At 44.9% G+C, this 25,491-nt stretch carries 24 protein-coding genes and 1 riboswitch; of the genes, 21 read left to right on the top strand and 3 right to left on the bottom strand.

Annotated elements, in window-relative coordinates; all coding sequences use genetic code 11:
• The first annotated feature begins 28 nt into the window (after positions 1 to 28).
• The 11 genes from MKY16_RS12835 (at position 29) to MKY16_RS12785 (ending at position 9,352) form a co-directional block, all read left to right on the top strand.
• Positions 29 to 508 (top strand): hypothetical protein, encoded by a 480-nt coding sequence (locus MKY16_RS12835; RefSeq protein WP_023988985.1) that lies wholly within the window; start codon positions 29 to 31, stop codon positions 506 to 508.
• Positions 509 to 548: 40 nt separating this feature from the next.
• Positions 549 to 944, top strand: coding sequence for a hypothetical protein (locus tag MKY16_RS12830; protein ID WP_340955606.1), 396 nt, complete (start codon positions 549 to 551; stop codon positions 942 to 944).
• A gap of 1 nt (position 945) precedes the next feature.
• On the top strand, positions 946 to 1,500 hold the full coding sequence (locus tag MKY16_RS12825; RefSeq protein ID WP_039271292.1) for a hypothetical protein: 555 nt from the start codon (positions 946 to 948) through the stop codon (positions 1,498 to 1,500).
• A complete protein-coding gene (locus MKY16_RS12820; RefSeq protein ID WP_318627293.1) occupies positions 1,487 to 2,476 on the top strand; it encodes a hypothetical protein in 990 nt (329 codons plus the stop codon). The genes MKY16_RS12825 and MKY16_RS12820 overlap by 14 nt, the downstream gene beginning before the upstream one ends.
• A 184-nt stretch (positions 2,477 to 2,660) precedes the next feature.
• On the top strand, positions 2,661 to 4,214 hold the full coding sequence (locus MKY16_RS12815) for an ABC-F family ATP-binding cassette domain-containing protein (RefSeq protein ID WP_029517433.1): 1,554 nt from the start codon (positions 2,661 to 2,663) through the stop codon (positions 4,212 to 4,214).
• Between the two features lie 94 nt (positions 4,215 to 4,308).
• Positions 4,309 to 4,417: riboswitch (TPP riboswitch) on the top strand.
• Positions 4,418 to 4,682: 265 nt separating this feature from the next.
• Complete coding sequence (locus tag MKY16_RS12810; protein ID WP_029517434.1) at positions 4,683 to 5,276, top strand: thiamine phosphate synthase; 594 nt, start codon at positions 4,683 to 4,685, stop codon at positions 5,274 to 5,276.
• 64 nt (positions 5,277 to 5,340) lie between these two features.
• Entirely contained in the window at positions 5,341 to 6,489 is a 1,149-nt protein-coding gene (thiO, locus tag MKY16_RS12805) for a glycine oxidase ThiO (RefSeq protein WP_340955600.1), read from the top strand.
• Entirely contained in the window at positions 6,486 to 6,689 is a 204-nt protein-coding gene (gene thiS, locus MKY16_RS12800; RefSeq protein ID WP_029517436.1) for a sulfur carrier protein ThiS, read from the top strand. The genes thiO and thiS overlap by 4 nt, the downstream gene beginning before the upstream one ends.
• A 2-nt stretch (positions 6,690 to 6,691) precedes the next feature.
• Positions 6,692 to 7,459, top strand: coding sequence for a thiazole synthase (locus MKY16_RS12795; RefSeq protein ID WP_039271297.1), 768 nt, complete (start codon positions 6,692 to 6,694; stop codon positions 7,457 to 7,459).
• A complete protein-coding gene (locus tag MKY16_RS12790; protein ID WP_029517438.1) occupies positions 7,456 to 8,517 on the top strand; it encodes a ThiF family adenylyltransferase in 1,062 nt (353 codons plus the stop codon). Before MKY16_RS12795 ends, MKY16_RS12790 begins: the two co-directional genes overlap by 4 nt.
• Positions 8,518 to 8,659: 142 nt before the next feature.
• A complete protein-coding gene (locus MKY16_RS12785) occupies positions 8,660 to 9,352 on the top strand; it encodes a response regulator transcription factor (protein ID WP_069011716.1) in 693 nt (230 codons plus the stop codon).
• A 64-nt stretch (positions 9,353 to 9,416) separates the two neighbouring features.
• On the opposite strand, the gene MKY16_RS12780 is transcribed toward MKY16_RS12785, so the two are convergent.
• Positions 9,417 to 9,914, bottom strand: coding sequence for a C40 family peptidase (locus MKY16_RS12780; RefSeq protein WP_069011717.1), 498 nt, complete (start codon positions 9,912 to 9,914; stop codon positions 9,417 to 9,419).
• Between the two features lie 279 nt (positions 9,915 to 10,193).
• Complete coding sequence (locus tag MKY16_RS12775; RefSeq protein WP_029517441.1) at positions 10,194 to 10,835, bottom strand: thiamine diphosphokinase; 642 nt, start codon at positions 10,833 to 10,835, stop codon at positions 10,194 to 10,196.
• 148 nt (positions 10,836 to 10,983) lie between these two features.
• On the opposite strand from MKY16_RS12775, the gene MKY16_RS12770 reads away from it, so the two are divergent.
• On the top strand, positions 10,984 to 11,448 hold the full coding sequence (locus MKY16_RS12770; protein WP_029517442.1) for a low molecular weight protein-tyrosine-phosphatase: 465 nt from the start codon (positions 10,984 to 10,986) through the stop codon (positions 11,446 to 11,448).
• A gap of 143 nt (positions 11,449 to 11,591) precedes the next feature.
• On the opposite strand, the gene MKY16_RS12765 is transcribed toward MKY16_RS12770, so the two are convergent.
• A complete protein-coding gene (locus MKY16_RS12765) occupies positions 11,592 to 12,326 on the bottom strand; it encodes an alpha/beta hydrolase (RefSeq protein WP_069011718.1) in 735 nt (244 codons plus the stop codon).
• A 255-nt stretch (positions 12,327 to 12,581) separates the two neighbouring features.
• Between MKY16_RS12765 and pdhA the strand changes: the two genes are divergently transcribed.
• The 9 genes from pdhA (at position 12,582) to MKY16_RS12720 (ending at position 25,449) form a co-directional block, all read left to right on the top strand.
• On the top strand, positions 12,582 to 13,649 hold the full coding sequence (pdhA, locus tag MKY16_RS12760) for a pyruvate dehydrogenase (acetyl-transferring) E1 component subunit alpha (protein ID WP_029517443.1): 1,068 nt from the start codon (positions 12,582 to 12,584) through the stop codon (positions 13,647 to 13,649).
• A gap of 100 nt (positions 13,650 to 13,749) precedes the next feature.
• Positions 13,750 to 14,730 carry an alpha-ketoacid dehydrogenase subunit beta gene (locus MKY16_RS12755; protein WP_013310510.1) on the top strand — a complete coding sequence of 327 codons (981 nt, stop codon included), beginning with the start codon at positions 13,750 to 13,752 and terminating at the stop codon, positions 14,728 to 14,730.
• Between the two features lie 34 nt (positions 14,731 to 14,764).
• A complete protein-coding gene (locus MKY16_RS12750) occupies positions 14,765 to 16,378 on the top strand; it encodes a 2-oxo acid dehydrogenase subunit E2 (RefSeq protein WP_208332708.1) in 1,614 nt (537 codons plus the stop codon).
• Positions 16,379 to 16,381: 3 nt separating this feature from the next.
• Positions 16,382 to 17,803 (top strand): dihydrolipoyl dehydrogenase, encoded by a 1,422-nt coding sequence (gene lpdA, locus MKY16_RS12745; RefSeq protein ID WP_039271311.1) that lies wholly within the window; start codon positions 16,382 to 16,384, stop codon positions 17,801 to 17,803.
• Positions 17,804 to 18,055: 252 nt separating this feature from the next.
• Positions 18,056 to 18,850, top strand: coding sequence for a thymidylate synthase (gene thyA, locus MKY16_RS12740; RefSeq protein ID WP_069011721.1), 795 nt, complete (start codon positions 18,056 to 18,058; stop codon positions 18,848 to 18,850).
• Between the two features lie 17 nt (positions 18,851 to 18,867).
• Entirely contained in the window at positions 18,868 to 19,356 is a 489-nt protein-coding gene (locus MKY16_RS12735) for a dihydrofolate reductase (RefSeq protein WP_069011722.1), read from the top strand.
• Between the two features lie 238 nt (positions 19,357 to 19,594).
• Complete coding sequence (locus MKY16_RS12730) at positions 19,595 to 21,082, top strand: glutamate synthase subunit beta (RefSeq protein ID WP_069011727.1); 1,488 nt, start codon at positions 19,595 to 19,597, stop codon at positions 21,080 to 21,082.
• A 526-nt stretch (positions 21,083 to 21,608) separates the two neighbouring features.
• Positions 21,609 to 23,933 carry a type IA DNA topoisomerase gene (locus tag MKY16_RS12725; RefSeq protein WP_340955598.1) on the top strand — a complete coding sequence of 775 codons (2,325 nt, stop codon included), beginning with the start codon at positions 21,609 to 21,611 and terminating at the stop codon, positions 23,931 to 23,933.
• A 155-nt stretch (positions 23,934 to 24,088) separates the two neighbouring features.
• Positions 24,089 to 25,449 (top strand): IS1182 family transposase gene (locus MKY16_RS12720; RefSeq protein WP_340954273.1). Its coding sequence is split into 2 segments (ribosomal slippage): positions 24,089 to 24,656 and positions 24,656 to 25,449, totalling 1,362 coding nucleotides; the frame shifts between segments, so codons are not numbered across the junction.
• Positions 25,450 to 25,491: the final 42 nt, after the last annotated feature.

The raw sequence follows: 25,491 nt of genomic DNA, 5'->3' as shown, positions 1-25,491 counted from the left end.
CAAAATAACAAGCTAGGGGAGAAAAATAATGAATAACGCATCAACAGCTTTAAAGGTAGCCGCTGGGATATTTTTGACCATCGCTCTAATTACGATTGTAGTTATACTATTTATTTCAGCCCAGGAGGCGACTAAAACGGCACAAAATAATTTTGCTGATATTCAGACCGAATTGTCTCAAGCCTCTTTTACGGTATATGACGGCACAACGATTAGCGGTTCCCAGGTGACCAATGCGCTGCGGAAGTTTCAGGGGAAGGACCAATTCGGCATTCAGATTAAAACCGGCAAAAATATGGCAGGCCAGTGGTACGGTAATGCTCTGAACATTAGCCCAGACAGTGAACAGTATGGCGCCGTGAATGGTGGCAGTGATAAGACAGGTAAAATCACGAATACACTTAATGAGAAAGAGAATGAATACGTAAATCCGAGTGGTAAATTTAAAGCTGAAATCGTCAAAGACAAATCGAACGTGGTACGTGGGTTGTTGTTTACCCAGTCCTAAGCACTACAGCAGAGATAATAATCATAAAGGGGATGAGAGTATGTCTGATCACGCTTCAAGTATGCTGCGGCTTGGTGTGTCAGTTATTCTGTTCATAACCGCATGTGTAACGGCAGCAGACTTGTCCAGCCAGCTGGATGGTGCACTGGAATTAAGATCACAGCAAGAGGAGCATTCTGAAGGGCGAATAGCCCGTACTGCTGAGGTGGAGTTGCCGGAGCGGATTAAAGGAACTCAGGTAATACAGGCAATTCGCATGAACTTACAGGAGGGGATTTCGATTCAAGTCGACGGGACAGAGTATGATGTATTTTCTGAACCGTTTGAGCCTGATGTATCGACCCTGGATGCTTCCTCATTATATTCCATGTACCCTCAGCGTAATGGGAATGGGGACATAACATCTGTACGTTTTGAGAAATTGGGGGAAGACTGAAGTGGTTCAAACAATATCGAAGCTGTTGGGGGCGCTGCTCGCTGTATTGCTTTTGTACATCGTACCCGCAGCTCAAGCTGCTGAACGGCAGGATGATATATCCGGGTTAAATACATATCATTCAACTGTACGTTTTGTTGATATGGTAAGAACCAAGGGTTACATTACACCGACGATGTATAACGATTTTATGCGTGATCTGGAATTGACAGGCAATATGTACGAAGTTGACTTGGAGCATATGCACAAAAAGTATGTACCGGACTATGCAGATGCCGCGAAGCCAGACAGTTTTCTGGGCAATTATGAAGCTGTATATGATGGGTACTATAATTCGCAAATTTTTCCTGTACTGTTTCCTGACAATCAGCAGCCAAAATCAGATCAGACGCGTCGATATACCTTGATGGCCGGGGATTATTTTACGGTCCGGGTACATAATACGAATCGGACTCCTGCGGACTTGTACAAATCATGGCTTCTTGGTGGGGCAGATAGCGGCAAGCCAGCAGTTACAGCTTCTTACGGGGGCATGGTTCTGAATGAGGATTACTGATTTTGCGGTCATATTTATACTTTTGTTTTTGCCCTTTGGTGTAGTTAGTGACTTACGGGTGCAGAATCAGCGTGAAGTGCAGCAGCTAGAAATGAAATATACGTCGGCTCTGCGTACCGCAGTTCAGGATGCAGGGGTTGTGCTCTCACAGAATGAACGTCAGGAACGCGAGGCCGGATACGGATCGGATAAGTTTTTTCGGGTAGATAAAGAAGCAGCGCTGAACACGTTCCTGCACACCCTTTTTCTTAATGTAGGCATTGATGGGGATATAGTAGCACAACGTGCATTATTGGATTACATACCGGCTATTGTAATTCTGGATTATGACGGTTATTATGCGTTCACCTCAGAAGCCTATACAGACGAGCATGGACAAGCTGCTATTGGCCACAAATGGAGCGAAAAAAAGCCATATGCCTATGTTGATTTAGTAGGCAACAGTGTGGGGTTCACCTTGGATAATTATGTGCACGCATACGATGCTCGGAATCACAGGTGGATAGAGGGCTTTCAAAAGGAACTTCAGGATCAGACCGCTATATCTTTGCTGAATAATTCAGAAACTTTTGAGCAAATACGTCGTTCCACCATTGTTCGCAGCGTTCAAGAGGACTTGGCGCGAATTATTAATGTCCATAACGAAAAAGCAGCGCGTAACGGCATAACTTATTCGTTCACGCTACCGATCATTCCGCAAGAGGAGTGGTACAACACGGTAGATGATGTGGGGCTGATCGCGTTTATCCAAGGCATTCCGGTTGGAGACAGGTATTACAATAACTATGGATTTGGTGGTGGGAGAGTCGTTAGAAAGCAAGACATTATCGGTGGCATAGAACCAGATACTGGAATAAAGTATTTTTATAGAGATTCATGTCCAGCTCCCTTTAAAGCGAGTGAACGTTTCACGGATGAAAAATCTGCAGCAGCTGCGGGTTACTTTGAGTACAAATGTTATAATGGCTTAAAATAATCACCCTCATGGGTGGTTTTTCTTTTTTTAGGCAGATCCATACCAAAAAACCTTAAAATTCACTGTTTTCAATATTCCGATATGGTTGCAGAATGTGCTACAATAAAGCTTTGAGAGAAACGAAATGCATATGAAATAAGAACAGTCGGCAATGCCGATGACAATAAGGAGCCAAAAACAGCTTATGAGTTTATTGACTGTAGAAAATGTATCCCACAACTTTGGGGACCGCGCATTATTTAAAAATGTTTCCTTTCGATTGCTTGCGGGGGAACGTGTAGGTTTGGTAGGAGCTAACGGTGTTGGTAAATCGACACTCATGAACATTCTCACTGGAAAATTGCTTAAGGATGAGGGTAAAGTGGAATGGACTCCACGTGTGCGTTACGGCTATCTGGATCAGCATACCAAGCTGACACCGGGCAAAACGGTACGTGATGTATTGAAGGATGCTTTTCTTCCTTTGTTGGAATTGGAAAAGGAAATGATGCAGATTACTGACAAAATGGGGGATGCTTCTCCTGATGAGTTGGAAGTGTTGCTGGAACAGATGGGTGAAATTCAGGAGCAACTGGATATGGGGGATTTTTACCTCATTGATGTAAAGGTTGAAGAGATGGCGAATGGACTAGGTCTGTCGGCCATAGGACTGGATCGGGATGTATCCGCACTTAGCGGCGGGCAACGGACAAAGGTTCTTCTTGCTAAGTTGCTGTTGGAAAAGCCGAACGTCCTGTTGCTGGATGAACCTACCAACTATTTGGATGTAGAGCATATTGAATGGCTTACGCGCTATTTGAAGGATTATCCTTATGCTTTTATTCTTATTTCACATGATACTGAATTTATGAACCAGGTCGTTAATGTTATTTACCATCTTGAATTTGCCAAGATGACCCGTTATTCAGCTAATTATGAAAAGTTTCTCGAAATGGCGGATCTAAACAAAGCCCAGCATATTGATGCTTATGAGAAGCAACAGGATTTTATTAAGAAACAGGAAGATTTTATTCAGCGTAATAAAGCGCGTGCCTCTACATCAGGCCGAGCAAAGAGCCGTGAAAAGCAGCTTGATCGGATCGAACGTATTGATAAGCCTGAAGAAGCCGCAAAACCAACCTTTCAATTCAAAGAGGCACGTGCAAGCGGAAAGACGGTATTTGAGGGTATTGATTTTGAGATTGGTTATACACATGCCCTTTTGCCTAAAATGTCCATGACGATTGAACGTGGCGAAAAGATTGCAATTGTCGGCTACAATGGTGTCGGTAAATCGACATTGCTCAAAACCATATTGGGAAAAATTCCGCCAATCAGTGGAAAAACCTATCAAGGTGATTTTTTGCAGCCCGCTTATTTTGAGCAGGAAGTAAAGGCCGAGAAAATTACACCGATTGACGATGTGTGGAATGAATTTCCGCATTTGAACCAGCATGAAGTACGAGCGCATTTGGCGCGTTGCGGTTTGAAAAATGAGCATATCACGCGTCCGCTATCTGCGCTCAGTGGTGGAGAACAGGCTAAAGTCCGTCTTTGCAAACTGTTAATGCGTGAAAGCAACTGGGTACTGTTCGATGAGCCTACCAACCACTTGGATGTTAAAGCAAAGGATGAGCTGAAACGTGCTTTGAAGGAATACAAAGGGACCGTATTGCTTGTATCTCACGAACCGGACTTTTACGAGGATTGGGTAACCAAAACGTGGAATGTGGAAGAGTGGTCAAGTAAAGTTAACTAAAATCAGCTAAATCCAGTTCCAGCAAATTTCACACGAAGTGGGGTTTGCAGAATTAGAAAAATATGCTAAGCTATCTTTAGCTTATACAATAAAATAGTCACACTAGGGGAGCCGCCCATGCGGCTGAGACGGAATAAATGGATTTCGGACCCTTTGCACCTGATCTGGGTTATGCCAGCGTAGGGAAGTGAGCGCCGTACAAACAAGGCAACACCATCTTTATTTTTGTTTGTGCGTGGGACGATACACGTATACGGATATCATGGTCCGTTCGATTATTGGACGTTCGTTAAACCACTTCCTTGGGGAAGTGGTTTTTTTGCGTTTCGTTCATTTTAAGTAGTTCGAGCTTCCGTAGACGATTCACATATAATCCCCTTTCATTCCTGCTGGTAGACGTGGCTGGCTAAGCTTAGATCCTTTAGTCCAATGTGAGGTGAAGACAAAATCGAATTACACGCAATTTCGATGGAAAAGGGCACTTTTGCACAAGCCGCCCAAGTGGCTGCTGTGATTTGTCCGTATGTTCATTATGTACACGCACGTTTAAAACAGAATGGTGCCTCTGCATTGCTTTCTTTGACTCGCAGCCTGGTGGAGCAGGAAGTTCCTTTGCAACAAATTGTAGTAAATGATCGTGTGGATGTAGCTTTACTTACTTTGGTCGGAGCCGTTCAATTACCAGCTAATGGATTACCTGTTGTGGATGTGAAAAGCCTACTTCCAAAGGGTACACGCTGTGGAGTGTCTGTACATTCCTTGGAGGAGATGCAAATTGCTGAGCGGGCAGGAGCGGACTATGTACTTTATGGTCACGTATATGAGACCCATTGTAAGCCCGGTATTGTACCGCGGGGTTTAGCTCAGCTTGAACATATTTGCAGACTGTCAAACATTCCGGTGATTGCGCTAGGCGGCATACAACCGCATCATATCCCGGAGCTTTATAGGGCCGGAGCAAGCGGAATTGCGGTGATGTCTGGTATATGGGAGGCTGAGTCGCCCGTTGCAGCTGCAATGGAGTATAGGCGAATGGCAGACCTTGTAGTTCACAGCCTGTAGCGAGAAAACGAGAGTAGAGGCAAGCTGAAAGCAGAAGGGTTTATGGAGAGGAGATACGGAACAAATGCTAAAGATACACACAGAGGAAAGAGTGATTGGACACGCTGAATGCTTGGTCATAGGTGGAGGTGTCATCGGCAGTTCCATTGCTTATCATGTGGCCAAGGAGGGAAGAAGTACGATTATGCTGGAACGATTGATCCCGGGTGAGGGAGCCTCAGGAGCAGCGGTTGGAATGCTGGCAGCGGAAAGTGAAGAGTTCACCGGCTCTGAGCTATCACGATTTGCTCGCATAAGTCGAGATGCATTCCCTGAGCTTGTCTGTGATCTAGAGCGTTTGTCAGGTATTTCGGTGGAATTCCGTACTGAAGGGTTTGTGACCCCTTTCCGTACGGAGACTGAAGGCCAAAAACGCTGGAAAGCTGCTAAAACGCGAGAGGGTGATTCTCCTATCTGGTGGGATGCGAAAGAATTGGCCCGACGAATTCCAGGTTTGGATGAACAAGCGATCGGGGCAATATATCGTTCAAAGGAGACACAAGTGGCTCCTGTCCAGCTTTGCCGTGCTTATGCAGGTGCTGCTGCGGTGCTGGGAGCAACGGTATGGTCTGGTACACAGGCAGAGCAACTGGTCATACAGGATGGTCGAATTTGCGGTGTCCGTACAGATAGTGGTTTTTTTTCCTGCGATCAGGTCATTATTGCCGGAGGCTTGGATAGCATGAAATTGCTAGCGCAGGTTGGGTTTGAATATCCACTTTATCCGGTCAAGGGCGAAGCGGTAGCGGTCTCCTTGAAGGATCACCCGTTAGAATATACCATTTATGCTGATGATATTTACCTCGTGCCTAAACAGAATAACGAGCTTTGGATTGGGGCAACGAGCCTTCCACATCAATATGACGAAGAGGTGACCGTAGGAGGCTTGGAGGGGTTGCTGGCACGTGCCTCTGCCTGGCTGCCGCGCGTCCGTGAAGCTTCTTTTATACGCGCTTGGGCGGGCTTACGTCCGCAGGCTGTATCAGGTCATCCTTTTATAGGCATTGTTCCTGGGGGCGAGGGCGTATATGCTGCAGTCGGGCATTATCGTAACGGTGTCCTGCTGAGTGATGCTACCGGGCGTGCGATGGCAGCTATGCTTAATGGGGCTTGTGCAGCAGAACTTGGGATAAGTAGTTTTTCTTCTGAGCTCCTCAAGGAGAAAAGCTTATGAAGCTGACGATTAACGGCCAGAGCCTGACCTTTTCTAATCGAATCACTCATGTGAATCAATTGCTACATGAGCTTGATGTAAAGGTGAAAACCGTAGTGGTGGAGCTGAATCGGCATATATTGACCCGTGAAGATCATGATGAAGCGGTACTGAAAGATGGAGATTGCCTAGAGATTGTACATTTTGTGGGAGGCGGTTGATTATGTTAACCATTGGAAAAGCATCTTTTACCTCGAGGTTGTTGTTGGGAACAGGAAAATTCTCTGATCTAGATATCCAATCCCAAGCCGTAGAGGCTGCTGAGACGGAAATATTGACGTTTGCTGTACGGAGATTGAACTTGGAGGAACGGGATAAGCAGCATTTTCTCGATATGCTGGATTTGAGCCGGTATACACTTCTTCCCAACACAGCAGGGGCTACAACAGCAGAGGAGGCGATTCGTATTGCCAAATTGGCAAAAGCCTCCGGCCTGTGCGATATGATTAAGGTGGAAGTCATTGGGGATAGCAAGACACTGCTGCCGGACCCATTTGAAACGTTGAAAGCTAGTGAAAAGCTGTTAGAAGAAGGCTTTATCGTGCTGCCCTACATATCGGACGATGTGATTCTAGCAAAGAGGCTACAAGAGCTTGGAGTACATGCCGTTATGCCTGGAGCTTCACCGATTGGTACAGGACATGGTTTGCTTAATCCGTTTTCATTAGGTCTAATTATTGAACAGGCGGAGGTTCCGGTTATTGTCGATGCGGGTATTCGCTCACCCGGTGACGCGGCAATAGCGATGCAGTTAGGGGCAGATGCTGTTTTGTTGAATACAGCCGTATCAGGAGCGAAGGACCCGGTAAAAATGGCCGAGGCCATGAAACTGGCTGTTCGTGCTGGAAGATATGGTTTTGAGGCGGGGATGATTCCTGTAAAACGTTACGCTTCAGCAAGCAGTCCGATAGAAGGTATGGTTCAGGCATGAAGGTAACTGACAAATCCGGTGCAGGAGGAACACATTCAAGTGACCGTTATTCCAGACAGGAAAGATTCGCGCCCTTTGGACCGACAGGACAACGTCGGCTTGCTTCTTCCCACGTACTAATCATAGGTGCCGGAGCGTTAGGTACAGGTATTGCGGAAACGCTCGTTCGCGGGGGTGTAGGTACAGTGAGCCTCGTAGACCGGGATTATGTGGAATGGAGCAATTTGCAGCGCCAGCAGCTTTTTCAGGAAAGTGATGCTGCGCAAAGATATCCCAAAGTAGTAGCTGCTCAGCGAAGATTAAAGGATATTAATTCGGAAACGGTTATACATGCACATGTACTGGATGTTGGGGTGGAAGAGCTGGAAGAGTTGATCCAAGGGGTAGATCTCTTGATGGATGCAACCGATAATTTCGATACCCGACTTCTTATGAACGACATGGCACTCAAGCATCGGATACCTTGGATTTATGGGGGATGTGTAGGCAGCTATGGTGTAACCTACACCATTTTACCGGGTCAAACGCCTTGTCTTCACTGTCTGCTGGGAACTGTACCGTTTGGTGGGGAAACCTGTGATACCGCCGGGATTATTCCGCAGGCTGTACAGATGGTCACGGCTAACCAAACTACGGAAGCCTTCAAACTTCTTGGCGGATATCCGGAAGATTTGAGAGGAAAGTTACTTTCGTTTGATTTGTGGAAAAATGAGTATGTAGCGATAGCGGTAGATAGCGTTAAAAAGGAGAACTGTCCTTCTTGCGGCAGCCAACCGACGTATCCCTATTTGTCGGCCTCTCATCGGCAGAAAACAGATGTTTTGTGCGGTAGGGATACCGTTCAAATTAGACCAGCAAACCCGATCCATCTGAATCTTGCAGAAACGGCAGATAGATTTGCTTCTTTGGGAGAAGGAAAAGTAGAGCGAAATCCGTTTTTGGTTTCCTTTAGTACAAGCGAGCATCGCTTGGTTGTTTTTGCAGATGGCAGAGCGCTGATCCATGGGACAAAGGACGTGGCAAAAGCAAGAAGTCTGTATCATCGCTATTTGGGTTAAACGATAAAAGCAGAAAGCCATTCTTTGGAGAATGATTTTCTGCTTTTTTGTTACAATAATATTAATATGCTTTAATGGCTTATAACACAAACTTGTTCGTATCCAATATGTAATGCTATGTCCAAACCAGGTGGGTGAAAAGGTGAGCCCGTTAATTTTGCTTGTGGATGTAAATGAAGCGTCTCCCGTAATTGTTCGTCCATTGGAGCAGGAAGGTTATCAGGTGGTTCATGTTAGCAATACGACGGATGCAAGCTCTTATGTAGCCCATAATCCTGTGGATTTGCTGCTGCTCAATATAAAAGATGAACAGACAGTTTCGCAAGGTTTACTTCGCATATTGCAGCAATACCATCCTCATGTCCCGCTATTAGCAATGACTTCATCAGATGAGGAGGACCATATTGTTTCCTGTTTTGAACAAGGAGCACATGATGTGATCGTTCTGCCCTTTTATCCTAGAGTTTTTCAGGCTAGAGTGGCTAATTTATTGCGGATTTTTGGTATTGAACGTGATGTGAAAAGGGCAATCGAGGCGGGTGATTTACATATAGACAATGCAAGCAGATTGGTGAGCAGAGGGGGACAAAAGCTGGAATTAACTCCGAAGGAATTTGATCTTTTACTTCATCTGGCGATACATCTTAACCAAGTTTGTAGCAGGCAGCAAATTCTGAAGGATGTTTGGAAACATGATTATATCGTTGATACGAACGTTGTAGATGTCTATATCAGACATTTGAGGGTTAAAGTAGATAAGGGATATAAGTTTAAAATGATCCGTACGGAACGAGGTATTGGTTATTCACTCAGAACACCAACCGTATCAGAATAGTATTAGGTATAAAAAAAGCCGGAACTTTTCGTCCCGGCTCGCATATTTCAAAATGAGTTTCATACTACAGCACGCGGCGTGCTTTAATGTATGTTCTTTTCCAGTTGCCAGAGTTCAAATCGGAGATGGTCACGCCAGGTCCGCCGTAAGTGTGTAAAATTTTACCCCCGCCCATATAGACTGCTACGTGGGTAATGTTGCGTCCTGTAGCACGACTACCGCTTGAAAAGAAAACTAAGTCGCCTTTTTTCAAATTGGACTTGGATACGGCATGTCCAACTTTAGACTGTTGAACAGAAGTACGCGGCAAATTTACTCCGTATTTCTTGAATATGTGCTTCATGAAAGAAGAACAGTCAAAATTACGTGTAGTGCTTGTGGAAGCTCCAAACTTATAAGGAGTTCCCATATATTTTTCACCGTAGTTAATTACTTTTTGGCCTACCGAAGTCGTAGTGGCGGCTTGTGCCGTATTTGTTCCCTCAATTGCAAAAGTGCCAAAGCCGATCGTGGCTGCGACCCCTGCTATAATTACCTTTTTTATGATTTTCTGCATATTCATGTTGTAAGTACCTCCAAAAATTGATTTGTGCAATATTTTGCTGAGTTGCTAACTAACTGACAGCGTTGAGTATAACAGTTTTGAAGCCGCCTAATAGTTGGAAAAGAACGCTCAAATGCTTGAGGGACAAGACTTACACAGCGATTATTAAAAAACGATTAAAAATTACAATTTGTAAAAAATATATCGATTCATTGATCTCTATAAACGGAAAAACCCTTGTTCATCAAGGGTTTTGAGTGAAAAACAATTTATATAATGGTTACAATAATGTCATAATTAATCCTTGCTTTGAATAACGAGTAGCAGACCGCTTTTGATGGAAATCGTACCTTTTGAAGCCGTTAGCTTATTACTGACAGCACGTGATTGTCCCATTTTGAGGGTGGCATTATGTAACGGATACATAAATCCTTCTAGTTGTATGCCAGTTACTTCGGCGGTCATAGGAAGCAGGGAGGTATATGTATAGCCCATAGGTTGGATTTCAAGCGTTGATCCGGTGAGCTCAATATAATTATGTGCGTCCATAATAGCGCAGCTAATATGATGCTGCATTGCACGTACCAATATTTGAACATTAGCCAATGTGTGGTCCATCCGGGTGCCAGTCACACCAAGCATCAGTACTTGATCTGCCTGTTCGTCCATAGCGATTTCTAAAGCAAGCTCAGTATCTGTTAAGTCTTTAAGTACTGGATCGCACGCAATCATACGTTGGCTTGCTGATTCTACCTTTTCTTTTTCCTCTGGTGTGATTGAATCAAAATCTCCTACAGAGATATGTGGTGTAATACCGTGCTCGATCAGGAAAAGAGCACCTTTATCTGCACCTATAATAAAATCATCGGGCTGTATTTGATGTAAATCTTCTTCATTAAGACGACCACCTGAAAATACAATCGCTCGTTTTTTTGTCATAATCAACATCCTTTCTTTCTGATACGATCCTATATATACCATCGTTTTTAAGTATACCGCGTTAAATATGGCTTGCACAATTTTGGAGGACATGGCTACAATGAAACAGAAAAAAGGAAGTGTAACGTGTAATAGGAAGGAGAACGAAATGATTAACGTTTTGTTTGTGTGTTTGGGCAATATTTGCCGCTCTCCGATGGGGGAGGCAATACTGAGACATAAAGCGCAGGAACGGGGATTGGGTGCAGAAATCGGGGTGGACTCGGCCGGGACAGGCGACTGGCACATCGGAAATCCTCCGCATGAGGGAACACTAAAGCAACTTAAACTGCATGGAATCAGCGAACAAGGCATACAGGCGCGGCAAATAACGGGCCGTGATTTTGACGCGTTTGATTATATTGTGTGCATGGATGACTCTAATGAACGAAACATGCGAAAGATTGCAGGTGGAGCGGAGGCAGATATTCTAAAATTTATGGATTTGCTCCCTCAAGAAAAATTAAGAGAAGTACCCGACCCATATTTTACAGGGAATTTTGAAGAGACCTATCGATTAATGGACGCAGGTTGCGACGCCTTGCTGGACAAGATCGTAGAAGAAAAGCTATAATGTGAACGACAGATGACGGCAATCATTGCCGTTTTTCGTTATACATTTTTGAAAGCGCAACCAAATCATGAAAAAGAAGAAGGAGCTTTATGACCTAGTAGGTCAAATGCTCCATTCCCTTTTAGTTACCTGGGAGAATTTACTCAGGCGCGATCCAAAAAATACATTAGCGCGTCAGGCAACTCGTTTTGCCAAAAGCCCCACAAATGTTTGCCATCCTTTTCACGGTAAGAAACTTCAACGTTCCGTTCGCGCAGCAAATCTGCGCATTGACGGTTAAGCTCTACAAAGTTGTAAATGCCAGTATCACTCTCAAATGCATCTTCCTGAAGGCCAACCGTCATCCACACCCGCAAATGAGACAGATCTTTCTCACGGGCGATGATTTCCTGCGAAGCTTCATAGTAAGCACCTGAGAGGCTGATAATGCGGTTGAACAACTGAGGATACATCAAAGCCAAATGCAGAGACACACTGCCTCCCAGTGAATCCCCCGCCAAAATACGGGACGCTGCATCTTTTCTTATAGGATACTTTTGCTCTACATAGGGAATAATCTCTTCTGCAAAACAGGCGGTATACGCCTCAAAACGATTGCCAAAGGGAGCATACTCCTGCGTTCGAATTTTTGTATTCACTTCCACACCTACAATAATGAAGGGTTCGACGCCCTCATCTAGAATGAGGCGGTTGGCATGAGTTGCAATGCGGCCAAAATTGAAAAATTCTTCTCCGTCCTGACAGTACACGACCGGGTAGCTCAATATTTCATTATAGCCGGGCGGCAAATAAATCCGGAGAGTTCTGGTCTCGCCAAGAAAGCGGCTGTCTACTTCGTCTTTAAGGATGGTTCGTTTTAAATACCGAGAATCCGTCATTTTTCGTCACCTTTCTTGGGTATTATTTTGCATTCGGGATCACAATAAGTTAAGATTACCCTGATTGCAATAGATGTTTAAAATTTCAATCATGTACTAAGCTGTTACAGTAAAAAATATACCCTGTTACACACACAAAAATGTGACAAACTCAAAAAAAATAACTAAATCTTTGACGCGAGCGGTATAACAGGTGTATAATAATCCTATAACAGCGGAACTTGATATTCAAATTTTTTTGTTGAGGTGAAGAAAATGAGCAAGGTTCCTTATGAAGTTTACACAGAGGAAGTTGAGGCGCTGTCCGTACTTTCTCCGGATGGTGAAATTATCAATAAAGATATGTTGCCTAAACTTACAGATGATCAATTGAAAGAAATTATGTATCGAATGGTATTTACACGTACTTGGGATGACCGTGCCGTTAACTTAGGCCGTCAAGGGCGTCTCGGTTTCTATGCTCCGGTATCCGGACAAGAAGCAACCATGGTTGGTAGCGAATATGCGCTCCAAAAAGAAGACTTTATTGCTCCAGGCTACCGCGATATTCCGCAAATCGTTTGGCATGGCCTGCCATTATACCAAGCTTTCTTGTATTCCCGTGGTCATCAACACGGCGGCCAAGTGCCGGACGGTGTTAATGTACTGATGCCGCAAATCATCATTGGCGCGCAAATTTTGCATGCTATGGGTATTGCTATGGGTTACAAGCTGAAAAAACAAAAACAAGTCGCCATTACATATACAGGTGACGGCGGTTCTTCCGAAGGTGATTTCTACGAAGGCCTGAACTATGCTGGTGTATACAAGTTGCCAGTTATTTTCTTTGTGCAAAACAATGGTTACGCGATCACGACTCCATTCTCAAAACAAACGGCTGCTCTTTCGATCGCTCATAAAGCAGTAGCTGCTGGTATTAAAGGCGTGAAAATTGACGGCATGGACGTGCTTGCAGTTATTAAAGCCGTTCAAGAAGCTGCAGAGCGTGGACGTAATGGTGAAGGTGCTACTTTGATTGAAGCCGTAACGTACCGTTTCCGTCCGCATTCCCTTTCTGATGATGCAACAAAATATCGTTCTAAAGAAGAAGAAGGCGAATGGAATGCGAAAGATCCAATTGCCCGCTTTGCGAAATACCTTGAGAAAAAAGGCCTTTGGACTGAAGAAGATACAGCTCGCGTAAAAGAAGAAGCTAAGGCAAAAGTGAACGAAGAGATCAAAAAAGCCGAGAAAACAGAGAAAATGACAATTCCTGGCCTGATCGATAGCATGTTCGAAACAACGCCTAAGCACTTGGAAGAACAAAAAGCTGATTTTAAATAATTGAACTTGAAAGAGACCGGGCCGTAACCCGATCCGGTCTGCTTTTCGATTGACCTGAACTGAAATTGATCTGTCAATGTTTAAGGAGGAAATGAAGCAAATGGCACAAATGAACATGAAAGAAGCGATTCGTGACGCACTGCGCGTAGAGTTGAAACGCGACCCTAACGTCCTGCTTTTCGGTGAAGACGTAGGTCATGTAGGTGGCGTATTCCGCGCTACAGAAGGTCTGCAAAAAGAATTTGGCGAAGAACGTGTATTCGATACTCCGCTGGCGGAATCCGCAATCGGGGGTCTTGCTGTCGGTTTGGGTATTCAAGGCTTCCGCCCTGTAGCTGAAATCCAGTTCGTAGGCTTTATCTTTGAAGCGCTTGATCAAATGGCAATTCAAGCATCCCGTATGCGTTACCGTTCCGGTGGACGTTACAATTCTCCAATCGTATTCCGTACACCTTTTGGTGGCGGTGTTAAGGCAGCCGAGCTGCATACAGATTCCTTGGAGGGCCTGCTGGCTCAAACACCTGGTATCAAGGTTGTTGTTCCATCCAACCCTTATGATGCAAAAGGTCTCATGATTGCGTCTATCCGCGACAACGATCCTGTGTTTTTCATGGAGCATTTGAACTTGTATCATGCATTCCGCGCTGAAGTTCCTGAGAATGATTACACAGTTGAACTGGGCAAAGCTAATGTAGTTCGCGAAGGTTCCGATGTGACGATCATTACTTACGGTATGATGGTACACACTTCGATTAAAGCTGCGGATGAGCTGGAAAAAACAAAAGGTATCAAAGTAGAAATCATTGATTTGCGTACCATTAGCCCGATTGACATTGATACCGTTGTTGCTTCTATTCAAAAAACCAATCGTGCCATCGTTGTTCAAGAAGCGCAAAAGAGCTCCGGTGTAGCTGCTGAAGTTATTGCACAAATTAACGAAAAAGCAATCCTGCATCTGGAAGCACCCGTTCTGCGTGTAGCAGGTCCGGATACCGTTTATCCTTTTGCTCAAATTGAAGATACTTGGTTGCCAACGCCAACACGTATCATTGATGCGGTTAATAAAGTATTGGAATTTTAATTAAAGCACACCGTAAATTTGGGAGGTTTTAAACGTGGCTAAATTTGAATATAAATTCCCGGAGCTAGGTGAAGGTCTTCACGAAGGCGAAATCATCAAGATGCACATTAAGCCCGGCGACAAAGTAACCGATGAAGATATCATCATGGAAGTACAAAACGATAAGGCTGTAGTTGAAGTTCCTTGTCCGGTTAATGGTACAGTACAAGAAGTATTTGCCAAAGACGGTGACATCTTTAACGTAGGTCAAGTCGTAGCTGTAATTGATGCAGAAGGTGAACTTCCCGAACAAGAAGATGCACCAGAAGCACCAGCTGCTAGCCCTGAGCCAAGTGCTGCTGCACAAAGCGGAGCTGCAGGTACAGCTAGATTTGAATATAAATTCCCAGAGCTGGGTGAAGGTCTTCACGAGGGCGAAATCATCAAGATGCACATCAAGGCCGGCGACAAAGTAACCGATGAAGATATCATCATGGAAGTACAAAACGATAAGGCTGTAGTTGAAGTTCCTTGTCCGGTCAATGGCACAGTACAAGAGGTATTTGCCAAAGACGGCGACATCTTTAACGTAGGTCAAGTCGTAGCTGTAATCGCTGCAGAGGGTGAACTTCCTGAACAAGAAGAAGCACCAGCTGCTGCTAAACAAGAACAGGATGCTGCACAAGGCGGAGCTAACACTAAACCAGCTGCAACTCCTGTTGCTTCTAACAAAGATGTACTAGCTACACCTAGCGTCCGCAAATTTGCTCGTGAGCAAGGTGTAAACATCGCTCAAGTGAGTGGCTCCGGCAAAAATGGTAAAATCACCAAAGAAGATGTAGAAGCTTTCAAAAATGGTGGAGGCCAAGCGGCTGCACCAGTAGCGAAAGAAGCTGCAAAAGCACAAGAGCCTGCTAAGAAAGAAGCGAAAGCTGCAGCAGCATCCGCACCAGCAGCAGATCCACGTGCTGAGGAAGAGCGCGTACCATTTAAAGGTATCCGCAAGGCTATTTCCAATGCTATGGTTAAATCGGCTTATACGGCTCCGCACGTTACGATTATGGATGAAGTAGATGTAACTGAACTGGTTGCTTTCCGTACTCGTATCAAACCAATTGCTGAGAAGAAAGGCACAAAAGTAACATACCTGCCATTCATCGTAAAAGCTTTGGTTGCTGCTTCCCGTCAATTCCCGGCTCTGAATGCCTCAATCGACGAAGAAGCAAACGAAATTGTCTACAAAAAATACTACAACATCGGTATCGCTACAGATACAGACAACGGTTTGATCGTTCCTGTTATCAAAGATGCTGATCGTAAGAGTATCTGGATGATTGCTGATTCCATTCGTGATCTGGCTGTGCGCGGTCGTGATGGAAAATTGGCAGCAAATGAGATGAGAGGAAGCACAATCTCCATCACTAACATCGGTTCCGCAGGCGGTATGTTCTTTACTCCAATCATTAACTTCCCTGAAGTTGCGATTTTGGGTACTGGACGCATCAGTGAAAAAGCAGTCGTGAAAAACGGTGAAATTGTTGCCGCTCCAGTAATGGCTCTTTCTCTGAGCTTTGACCACCGTATTATTGACGGTGCAACTGCTCAAAACTTCATGAACTATATCAAACAGCTGCTCGCTAACCCTGAGTTGCTTGTTATGGAGGTGTAATCAATGGTAGTAGGAGACGCTTCTCTGGATATTGACACATTGGTTATCGGTGCGGGTCCTGGCGGCTATGTAGCTGCCATCCGTGCCGCACAATTAGGACAAAGCGTATTGATCGTTGACAAATCTGAGCTGGGCGGTGTCTGTCTGAACCGTGGATGTATTCCATCCAAAGCTTTGATCTCTGCAGCTCATCAATACGAAGCAGCTAAACATGGCGAGTCTTTCGGTATTTCGGCTGAAAATGTAAAAGTAGACTTCGCTAAAACACAAGAATTCAAAAACGGCGTTGTTAAGAAAATGACAGGCGGCGTAAGTGGCTTGCTCAAAGGCAACAAAGTTGAAGTTTTCAATGGTGAGTGCATGTTCATCAACGAAAACGAAGCGCGTGTATTCAACGAACATGAATCACCACGTTACCGTTTTAAAAATGCAATTATCGCAACAGGTTCCCGTCCAATCGAACTGAAACCATTCCCTTTTGGTGGACGCATTCTGTCTTCTACAGAAGCATTGAACCTGCCTGAAATTCCGAAAAGCCTGATCGTAATCGGTGGTGGATACATTGGTGCAGAGCTCGGACAAATGTACTCCAAATTCGGTTCCAAAGTAACGATTATTGAAGGTATGGATACAGTGCTTCCTGGTTTCGACAAAGATATGACTTCGATCGTTGCGAAAAGCATGAAGAAAACGGGCATCGAAATCTTCACTGGCGCTAAAGCGGAAAGTGCAGAGCAAACAGATAAAGACGTAACAGTGAAATTCTCCGTTAACGGCGAAAGCAAAGAAGTAACTGCTGATTATCTGCTTGTAACTGTTGGACGTCGTCCAAACACAGACGGTGAACTGGGTCTGGATCTGATCGGCCTAGAACTGGATGAGCGCGGAATGGTGAAAGTTGATCACCAAGGACGTACTAGCATTCCTCACATCTTTGCAATCGGCGATATCGTAGCTGGTCTTGCTCTGGCGCACAAAGCTTCTTACGAAGGTAAAGTAGCTGCTGAAGCAATTGCAGGCGAGCCGTCTGTAGTAGATTACAAGTGTATGCCGGCTGTCGTTTTCACGGATCCAGAATGCTCCAGCGTAGGCTACACAGAGTCACAAGCCAAAGAAAAAGGCTACAATGTCAAAGTTGGCAAGTTCTCTTATGGAGCAAACGGTCGTGCGGTTTCCCTGAACGCTGCTGAAGGTTTTGTGAAAATCGTTGCTGACGCTGACACAGGTTTGGTACTGGGTACGCAAATCGTAGGTCTGGAAGCTTCCAACCTTATTGCTGAGCTGGGTCTGGCGATTGAAATGGGTGCTACACTCGAAGATATCTCCTTGACTATTCATGCTCACCCTACACTGGGCGAGATCGTTATGGAAGCAGCGGAAGTCGTGCTGGGTCATCCGATCCACGCATTGGCACCACGTCGCTAATACCATTTTTCATTATCTCGTTTTCGTTTTCATACATGACAAAGAGAGGCAAGGAGCGCTATATCTGCGCTCTTTGTCTCTTTTTTTTCAAACTTTAGGATTTTCAGGACTACCATGAAAATTCACACAGTACATGGTCAACGAAGTACCGTACATGATAAACTAACTATAGATATGGGTGCAGAAAAGAATTTTAAAGTTTAGAATCTGGCGATGCCAGGTTTTTATTCATGCTCAAAGGAGAGGAATAACGTGCGTAACTATTTGGAACTGCTGGAGGATATTTTAGAGAATGGAGTAAAAAAAGAGGATCGTACAGGAACAGGTACACTATCTGTTTTCGGAAGGCAACTCCGTTTTGACCTGGCCAAGGGCTTCCCCTTGGTGACCACCAAAAGAGTACATTTGAAATCCGTTATTCATGAGCTGTTATGGTTTTTGCGGGGAGATACCAACATTTCTTATCTCAAGGAGAACGGAGTTACCATTTGGGATGAGTGGGCAGACGAGCAGGGGAATCTGGGGCCTGTATATGGGTCGCAATGGCGCTCGTGGGAAACAACAGACGGACAACATATTGACCAAATTGCGAATGTCATTGAAGCTATTAAAAAAAATCCGGATTCACGTCGACACATTGTCAGTGCTTGGAATGTGGCTGAAATCGAATCGATGAAGTTGCCGCCATGTCACTTTGTATTTCAGTTCTATGTAGCTGGAGGGAAGCTTTCCTGTATGCTAACGATGCGTTCTGTGGATACCTTTTTAGGGTTGCCGTTTAATATCGCAAGTTATGCATTACTAACGCATATGGTTGCACAGCAGTGCGGTTTGGAGCCCGGCGAATTTATTTGGTCAGGCGGCGATGTGCATATTTATTCAAATCATATGCAACAAGTGCATACACAGTTGGAACGTGATCCTTATCCGTTGCCTCAGTTGAAAATTCTGCGCAAGCCGGATTCGATTTTTGATTATACCTACGACGATTTTGCTTTTGAAAATTACGAATATCATCCAGGGATTAAGGCGCCTGTCGCCATTTGATTAGAGGAGGTGGGGAAATGGGCATTTCAATGATATGGGCTATGGCACAAAATGGTGTGATCGGCCGAGATAACAAACTTCCCTGGCGCCTCCCTAGAGACATGGCCTTTTTCAAAGAGCAGACGATTAATAAAACGGTACTCATGGGACGCAAAACGTGGGAATCCTTTGGAGGAAAAAGCCTGCCAAACCGGCGTAACGTTGTCTTGACCCGAGATCTGCGCTATCAGACGGAAGGTGCGGAAGTAATTCATTCAATGGAAGAAGGACTCCAATTAGCAAAGCAGGAAGAGTTAATGGTCATCGGAGGAGCAGAGATTTATTCACTGTTTTGGCCACATGCTGATCGGCTGATTGTGACTCGGATTGAGGAGGTTTTTGAAGGCGATACAACCTTCCCTGAGCTGGATTGGAACGGCTGGAATATAGTTAGTGAGACCCCAGGTATCAAGGATGACAAAAATCCCTATGAGTATCGTTTTGTTGTTTACGAGAGAACCGAATAAGAATAGACTATATCCGACCCCACTCATTTGAAAAATTAATAAACCATATAAAAAATCCTTTTGGCTGTTGATGCAGAAAGTTGCATAAGTTTTCATCACTTTTACGCTGTATTGTGATACAATAAATCAAATTCAATGAGAACAGACCCTTTCATAATACAAATAGACAAATTCGAATTTGACTTAAATTCTGAATGGATGATCGGGGTTCATAAGCGAAGAGATGGGGGAACGTAACATGTCTACACCAACTGGATTTATGGAATACACACGACAGCTTCCTACAGACCGGGACCCGGCAGAGCGTATAAAGGATTGGGAAGAATTCCATAAGCATATGTCTGAAGAAGAGCTGCGTACCCAAGGGGCGCGTTGTATGGACTGCGGAACTCCTTATTGTCATACGGGGATGGATATCATGGGAGCAACTTTAGGCTGCCCGGTTCATAATCTCATTCCGGAATGGAACAATCTCGTATATCGTGGTTTGTGGAAGGAAGCGCTAGAGCGGCTGCACAAAACGAATAACTTCCCAGAATTCACAGGTCGTGTTTGTCCTGCGCCATGTGAGGGTTCATGTACTGTGGGACTGATCGGACAGTCTGTTACAATTAAAACCATTGAGGAAGCTATTATCGAAAAGGGTTTTGAGGAAGGCTGGGTTGTCCCTAATCCGCCAGAAAAGCGTACAGGCAAACGAGTGGCTGTTGTCGGTTCGGGTCCGGCAGGTTTGGCTGCAGCGGCTCAGCTTAACAAAGCAGGGCACAGCGTGACTGTGTATGAGCGTGCAGATCGTGTGGGTGGATTATTGATGTATGGCATACCGTCCATGAAATTGGATAAAAAGGTTGTTCAGCGGCGTGTGGATTTGCTGGAGGCTGAAGGTATTCAATTCATCACCAATACGGAAATCGGCAAAGATATCCCTACCGATCAGTTGATTGGTGAATATGATGCTGTTGTTCTATGCGGTGGTTCTACGAAGCCAAGAGAATTCAACATTGAAGGTAGCGATTTGAAGGGTGTTCATTATGCGATGGATTATCTGAATGGTACCATCAAAAGTTACTTGGACTCCAATCTGGAAGATGGCAACTATTTGTCTTCCCAAGGTAAGGACGTTATTGTAATCGGTGGCGGTGATACGGGTTCGGACTGTGTAGCTACTTCTTTGCGTCATGGTTGTCGGAGTGTCACTCAATTTGGCACACATACCAAAGCACCTATGGAGCGTGACCCGATTGCCAATCCTTGGCCACAATTTCCAAACGTGTATTCTCTTGATTATGCACAGGAAGAAGCTAAGGCGCTGTTCGGAGAAGATCCACGTGAGTTCTCCATCATGACGACCAAATTTGTAGGTGATGAAAACGGTAATCTGAAAGAGCTGCACACCATTCAAATTCAACGGATTGTTGATGAAACAGGGCGCAAAATCTATCAACCGATTCCAGGTACGGAGCGCGTATTCCCTGCACAAATTGCTCTTATTGCCATTGGATTTGATGGTCCTGAGCAAACGATTGTAGAGCAAATTGGCTTGGAGACGGATCGTCGTTCCAACGTTAAAGCACGTTATGGAAAATATGTTACTAATGTGGATAAGGTTTTTGCTGCAGGTGATATGCGTCGCGGACAAAGTCTTGTTGTGTGGGCTATTAATGAAGGTCGAGAAGCTGCACGAGAAGTTGATAAATACCTCATGGGCGCTACCGTTTTGGTGTAATTATAAATTTTATGTTACGGATCAGTCAAAGCTCCATCTTCGGATGGGGCTTTATTGTATTTCAAGCTGAGCCTGCCAGAAGCGAAAAATGAATAAATGATTATTGAGCTGTGAAACATTGTGAAATATATGTTATATAATATAACTTAAATTTAATCGTATCACCATATATTTCTTATCTAAATTGATCATAACATAAAAAAGAGTGTTTAGTGTAGCTTTTTTATAGAAAAAAGAATTATTTCATAAGAAAATTTGATAAAATCTGATATATATGTTATGTAAATTAACATATACATAACTTTCGTTGACTATTTAAAATCATGACCTGAGAGAACCATGGTATCTATGGTATAATACACGTATATTGTTGAAGCGTTTGACTAAATGAATTTACAAAGGAGCTTTCGTCGGGAGAAGGCTCCTTTTGCATGAGGCCGGGATACCTGTGTTTTCATTAATATCCATGTATATGTATGATTCATGGAGGAGAAACAGAAGGCCGTCAGGAAGGAATGGAGTATGAATGAAGACGTTGATTATTGCTGAGAAACCGGATATGGGACGGACGATTGCCGCTGTTATGGAGCCGCGGGCTAAAAATAACCGTACCTATTTGGAAGGGGAGAAATACATTGTAACCTGGGCGATCGGGCATTTACTGGGTTTGGCTGAGCCGGATGCATACGATGCTAAGTACAAGCGATGGAATATTAAGGATCTTCCTATTATCCCTGAGCAGTTCAAAATTGTACCGAATCCGAAAACAAAAGATCAGCTGAAAATGATTGGTGAACTGGCCAAACGCTGTGATGCCATCGTAAATGCTTGTGATGCTGGACGGGAAGGGCAATATATTTTTGCGTTGATCCAACAGCAATTAAAGTTGCGTCAGCCAGTTAAGCGACTGTGGATTTCAGACTTGACAGCGGAAAGTATTGCGACAGGCTTTGAACGATTGCGAGATGCTTCGGAGTTTGAATTTCTGACTCAAGCTGCGCGGGCACGAAGTGAAGCGGACTGGCTGATCGGCATGAACGCTTCCAGAGCGTTCACAACACGACATAACACACTGCTGTCGGTAGGACGGGTGCAGACTCCCGTGCTGGCACTGATTCATGACCGGGAAAAAGAAATTGAGGCATTTCAGTCTCAAACCTTCTATGACGTGTGGGCAGAATTTAAGCAAGATCAGATCAAGTACAAAGGTGCGTGGCAGGGGGATCGGCTGACGAAGCCAGAGGAAGCTGAGGAAATCGCTGCGGCTGTTCGCGGAAAAATAGGTAAAATCACCAAATATGACACCAAGCAGACAAAAGAGTATCCTTTTAAATTGTACGATTTAACACTGCTTCAACGCGAGGCGAATGCCAAGTACGGTTATTCGGCCAAAAAAACACTGGATGTGGCACAAGCGCTTTATGAGCGCCACAAGGTCATTTCCTATCCGCGTACCAATTCTAACTATGTGACAGAGCAAAATATAGACGGCATGCACAAGGCACTACGGATGCTGGGCACAGGTCCTTATGCTGATCTGGTCCAACAAGCCAACCCCAATTTGGTTCATAAACAGAATAAATCGGTCTGCAATCCATCTCGTGTTGAGGATCACCATGCTATTTTGCCGACGTTAAAAAGGCCAGGAACACTAAGCAAAGAAGAGCAAAATGTATATGACCTGGTTATTCGCAGGTTTTTGTCGCATTTTTTTCCGCCTGCTGAATATAAAATGCATACCGTAATGACGCAGGTGGACAAGCATCTGTTTAAAACAAATATTAAAGAGCTTCTTTCCTTGGGGTGGAAAGTAGTTTTAAGTAAGGTTGATCAGGATAAAGGTAAAAAGAGCAAATCACCGAAAAAAGAAGATGAAGAGGAAACGGACGAGTGGACGGACAAGAAGTTTGAGATTGATGCGGGGCGTCCCGTGGATTGTGTTCGCGCCGAGATGAAAGAAAAGGCGACTCAGCCCCCTAAAAGCTACACGGAGGGTACATTGCTTAAGGCGATGGAAAGCGCGGGTAAACAGATGGAGAATGAGGAATTGCGTGAGGTCATGAAGGATGCCGGTTTAGGCACACCTGCGACGCGGGCCGCCACAATTGAACGATTGAAAAAAGTTGGCTATATTGAAATGAAGGGTAAAAAGATTCTTATTACGGAAAAAGGAAAGATGGCTATTGACCTGATCCGTCATGCTGGGGTTGATCTATTAGCCTCCCCGGAGATGACAGGTCAATGGGAACGTCGCCTACATCAAATTTCCAAGGGTGAGGCGGCTCAAGAGAAGTTTATGGAGAACGTTAAAAGATTTACGTTGTCCATCATTGATAAGGTGAGGCAGCAGCCGCCGGCTCCGGCAAATGCCTTTGGTGAGGAAGCAAGGGGGAAGCGTGCGATTGGAAAAGAAGGCGCACGTAGTGCGCGTGCGAGCGGACGCACCGCCGCCAAAGGGGTGGGGCGTGCTACATCAGGACGCGGTGGCAGCGCTGGAAGCGCAACGCTAGAGCAAGCAGCACCACCAGCACGCAGCTCTTCCGACGGATCCTCAGGCATTTCAGGAAGCCAAAGGCAAGCTTTAGGTAGCTGCCCACGCTCTAATTGCGGCGGAAGCATTATTGAAGGCCGTAAAGGGTATGGGTGCAGCCACTACAAGCAGGGTTGTGGCTTTGTCGTCTGGAAGGAATATGCTGGAAAGCAGATTACCGAAACGATGCTCAAGTCCTTGTTGACGAAGGGACAGACGCAATTGTTGTCTTTTAAGCGTAAAGATGGATCGACCGTCAAAGCGCGAATTGTTCTGAATGAACTTGGTACAGGACAACTTAGCGTTCGAGAGGAATCCTGAGACAGGGTTTAGACCAATACAAAAAGGACCCTATCCGAGGGTCCTCAGGCTGTCGAGAAAGTCTCGACAGCCTATTTTATGTTAATTTTGTTTAAGACGACACCGCATTAATGTTATATAATATAGGTAACTATTGTAGAACGGATGGTGTTGATATGCTACGCTCCAACCGCGAAAAACAACAATCCTACGAATTTGTTTCCATCGAAGATCTGGTTCCTCAAGATCACTTGCTCCGCAAAGTAGATAAGTATATCGATTTTTCGTTTATCGATGATAAAGTTCGACCACTGTATTGTGCAGACAACGGGCGTCCTGCCATTGATCCTACCGTATTGTTTAAAATGATCTTTCTCGGTTATTTCTATGGCATTCGCTCAGAACGGCAACTCGAGCGAGAAATTCAGACGAACCTAGCTTATCGTTGGTTTCTGGGGTTGGGCTTAACGGATAAAGTTCCGGACCATACGACGATTAGCTGGAATCGTCGCACTCGCTTTAAAGACACCACGATCTTTCAAGATATCTTCGATGAAATTGTGCTGCAGGCGATCTCTCACCGAATGGTGGGTGGGCGTGTTCTCGTCACCGATTCCACACACGTCAAAGCCAATGCTAACAGGCACCAGTACATCAAAGAACAAGTGTTGCAGAATACTAAAGACTATATGGACGAGCTGAACGAAGCGGTGAAGGATGACCGGAGAAACCACGGAAAAAAGCCTTAAAATCCCGAGAGGAAGTGAACGAAGAAAAAGAAATTAAAGTGAGCAAAACAGACCCGGACAGCGGCTATATGATCCGTGATGGCAAGCCCGAAGGCTTCTTCTATCTGGACCACCGCACGGTGGATATGAAGTACAATCTGATTACGGACGTGCATGTGACACCAGGGAATGTACATGATTCTGTCCCCTATTTGTCCCGTTTGGATCGCCAAAGAGAACGTTTTGGTTTTCAAGTAGAAGCTGTTGCACTAGATTCAGGTTATTTAACAACGCCGATTTGCCGAGGTTTGCAGAACCGAAAGATTTTTGCCGTGATTGCTCACCGAAGATTCCATCCCAGACAAGGACTGTTTCCGAAATGGAAGTTTGAATACGATGCCAAACGCAATGCGTATAGATGCCCAGCCCAACAGGAACTGCCCTACCGAACGACGGACCGTAAGGGATACCGGCAGTATGCCTCTGACCCAGCTCAGTGCCAGCATTGCCCACTGCTAAGTCAGTGTACCCAGTCTCGAAACCACCGCAAAGTGGTGACTCGGCATGTCTGGGAAGACAGCAAAGAGTGGGTACGGAGCAACCGGCTGAGCCCATCTGGTAAAAAGCTGTACCGCAAACGAAAAGAGACGATTGAGCGAAGCTTCGCGGATGCCAAAGAGCTCCATGGGTTTCGCTATTGCCGTTTGCGCGGTCTTCCAAACGTCAGGGAACAAGCCCTTATGACGGCAGCCGTGCAGAACATGAAGAAGATGGCGATCCACCTAGATCGCCTGGAGAAACAGGGGTAACCCCCCCTGCTTCTCCAGAGACCAGAGCATTATGATGTAAAA

This window comes from Paenibacillus sp. FSL L8-0641 (assembly GCF_038006265.1).
In the GTDB taxonomy this organism is placed as follows: Bacteria; Bacillota; Bacilli; order Paenibacillales; family Paenibacillaceae; genus Paenibacillus; species Paenibacillus polymyxa_D.
The sequence above is the reverse complement of the archived record's forward strand: the minus strand, read 5'-3'. Positions and strand labels throughout refer to the sequence as shown.

Coding starts and splice junctions, on each gene's coding strand:
- MKY16_RS12835 (WP_023988985.1), top strand. CDS start 29: ATGAATAACGCATCAACAGCTTTAAAGGTAGCCGCTGGGATATTTTTG.
- MKY16_RS12830 (WP_340955606.1), top strand. CDS start 549: ATGTCTGATCACGCTTCAAGTATGCTGCGGCTTGGTGTGTCAGTTATT.
- MKY16_RS12820 (WP_318627293.1), top strand. CDS start 1,487: ATGAGGATTACTGATTTTGCGGTCATATTTATACTTTTGTTTTTGCCC.
- MKY16_RS12815 (WP_029517433.1), top strand. CDS start 2,661: ATGAGTTTATTGACTGTAGAAAATGTATCCCACAACTTTGGGGACCGC.
- MKY16_RS12810 (WP_029517434.1), top strand. CDS start 4,683: ATGGAAAAGGGCACTTTTGCACAAGCCGCCCAAGTGGCTGCTGTGATT.
- thiO (WP_340955600.1), top strand. CDS start 5,341: ATGCTAAAGATACACACAGAGGAAAGAGTGATTGGACACGCTGAATGC.
- thiS (WP_029517436.1), top strand. CDS start 6,486: ATGAAGCTGACGATTAACGGCCAGAGCCTGACCTTTTCTAATCGAATC.
- MKY16_RS12795 (WP_039271297.1), top strand. CDS start 6,692: ATGTTAACCATTGGAAAAGCATCTTTTACCTCGAGGTTGTTGTTGGGA.
- MKY16_RS12790 (WP_029517438.1), top strand. CDS start 7,456: ATGAAGGTAACTGACAAATCCGGTGCAGGAGGAACACATTCAAGTGAC.
- MKY16_RS12780 (WP_069011717.1), bottom strand. CDS start 9,914: ATGAATATGCAGAAAATCATAAAAAAGGTAATTATAGCAGGGGTCGCA.
- MKY16_RS12775 (WP_029517441.1), bottom strand. CDS start 10,835: ATGACAAAAAAACGAGCGATTGTATTTTCAGGTGGTCGTCTTAATGAA.
- MKY16_RS12770 (WP_029517442.1), top strand. CDS start 10,984: ATGATTAACGTTTTGTTTGTGTGTTTGGGCAATATTTGCCGCTCTCCG.
- MKY16_RS12765 (WP_069011718.1), bottom strand. CDS start 12,326: ATGACGGATTCTCGGTATTTAAAACGAACCATCCTTAAAGACGAAGTA.
- pdhA (WP_029517443.1), top strand. CDS start 12,582: ATGAGCAAGGTTCCTTATGAAGTTTACACAGAGGAAGTTGAGGCGCTG.
- MKY16_RS12755 (WP_013310510.1), top strand. CDS start 13,750: ATGGCACAAATGAACATGAAAGAAGCGATTCGTGACGCACTGCGCGTA.
- lpdA (WP_039271311.1), top strand. CDS start 16,382: ATGGTAGTAGGAGACGCTTCTCTGGATATTGACACATTGGTTATCGGT.
- MKY16_RS12735 (WP_069011722.1), top strand. CDS start 18,868: ATGGGCATTTCAATGATATGGGCTATGGCACAAAATGGTGTGATCGGC.
- MKY16_RS12730 (WP_069011727.1), top strand. CDS start 19,595: ATGTCTACACCAACTGGATTTATGGAATACACACGACAGCTTCCTACA.
- MKY16_RS12725 (WP_340955598.1), top strand. CDS start 21,609: ATGAAGACGTTGATTATTGCTGAGAAACCGGATATGGGACGGACGATT.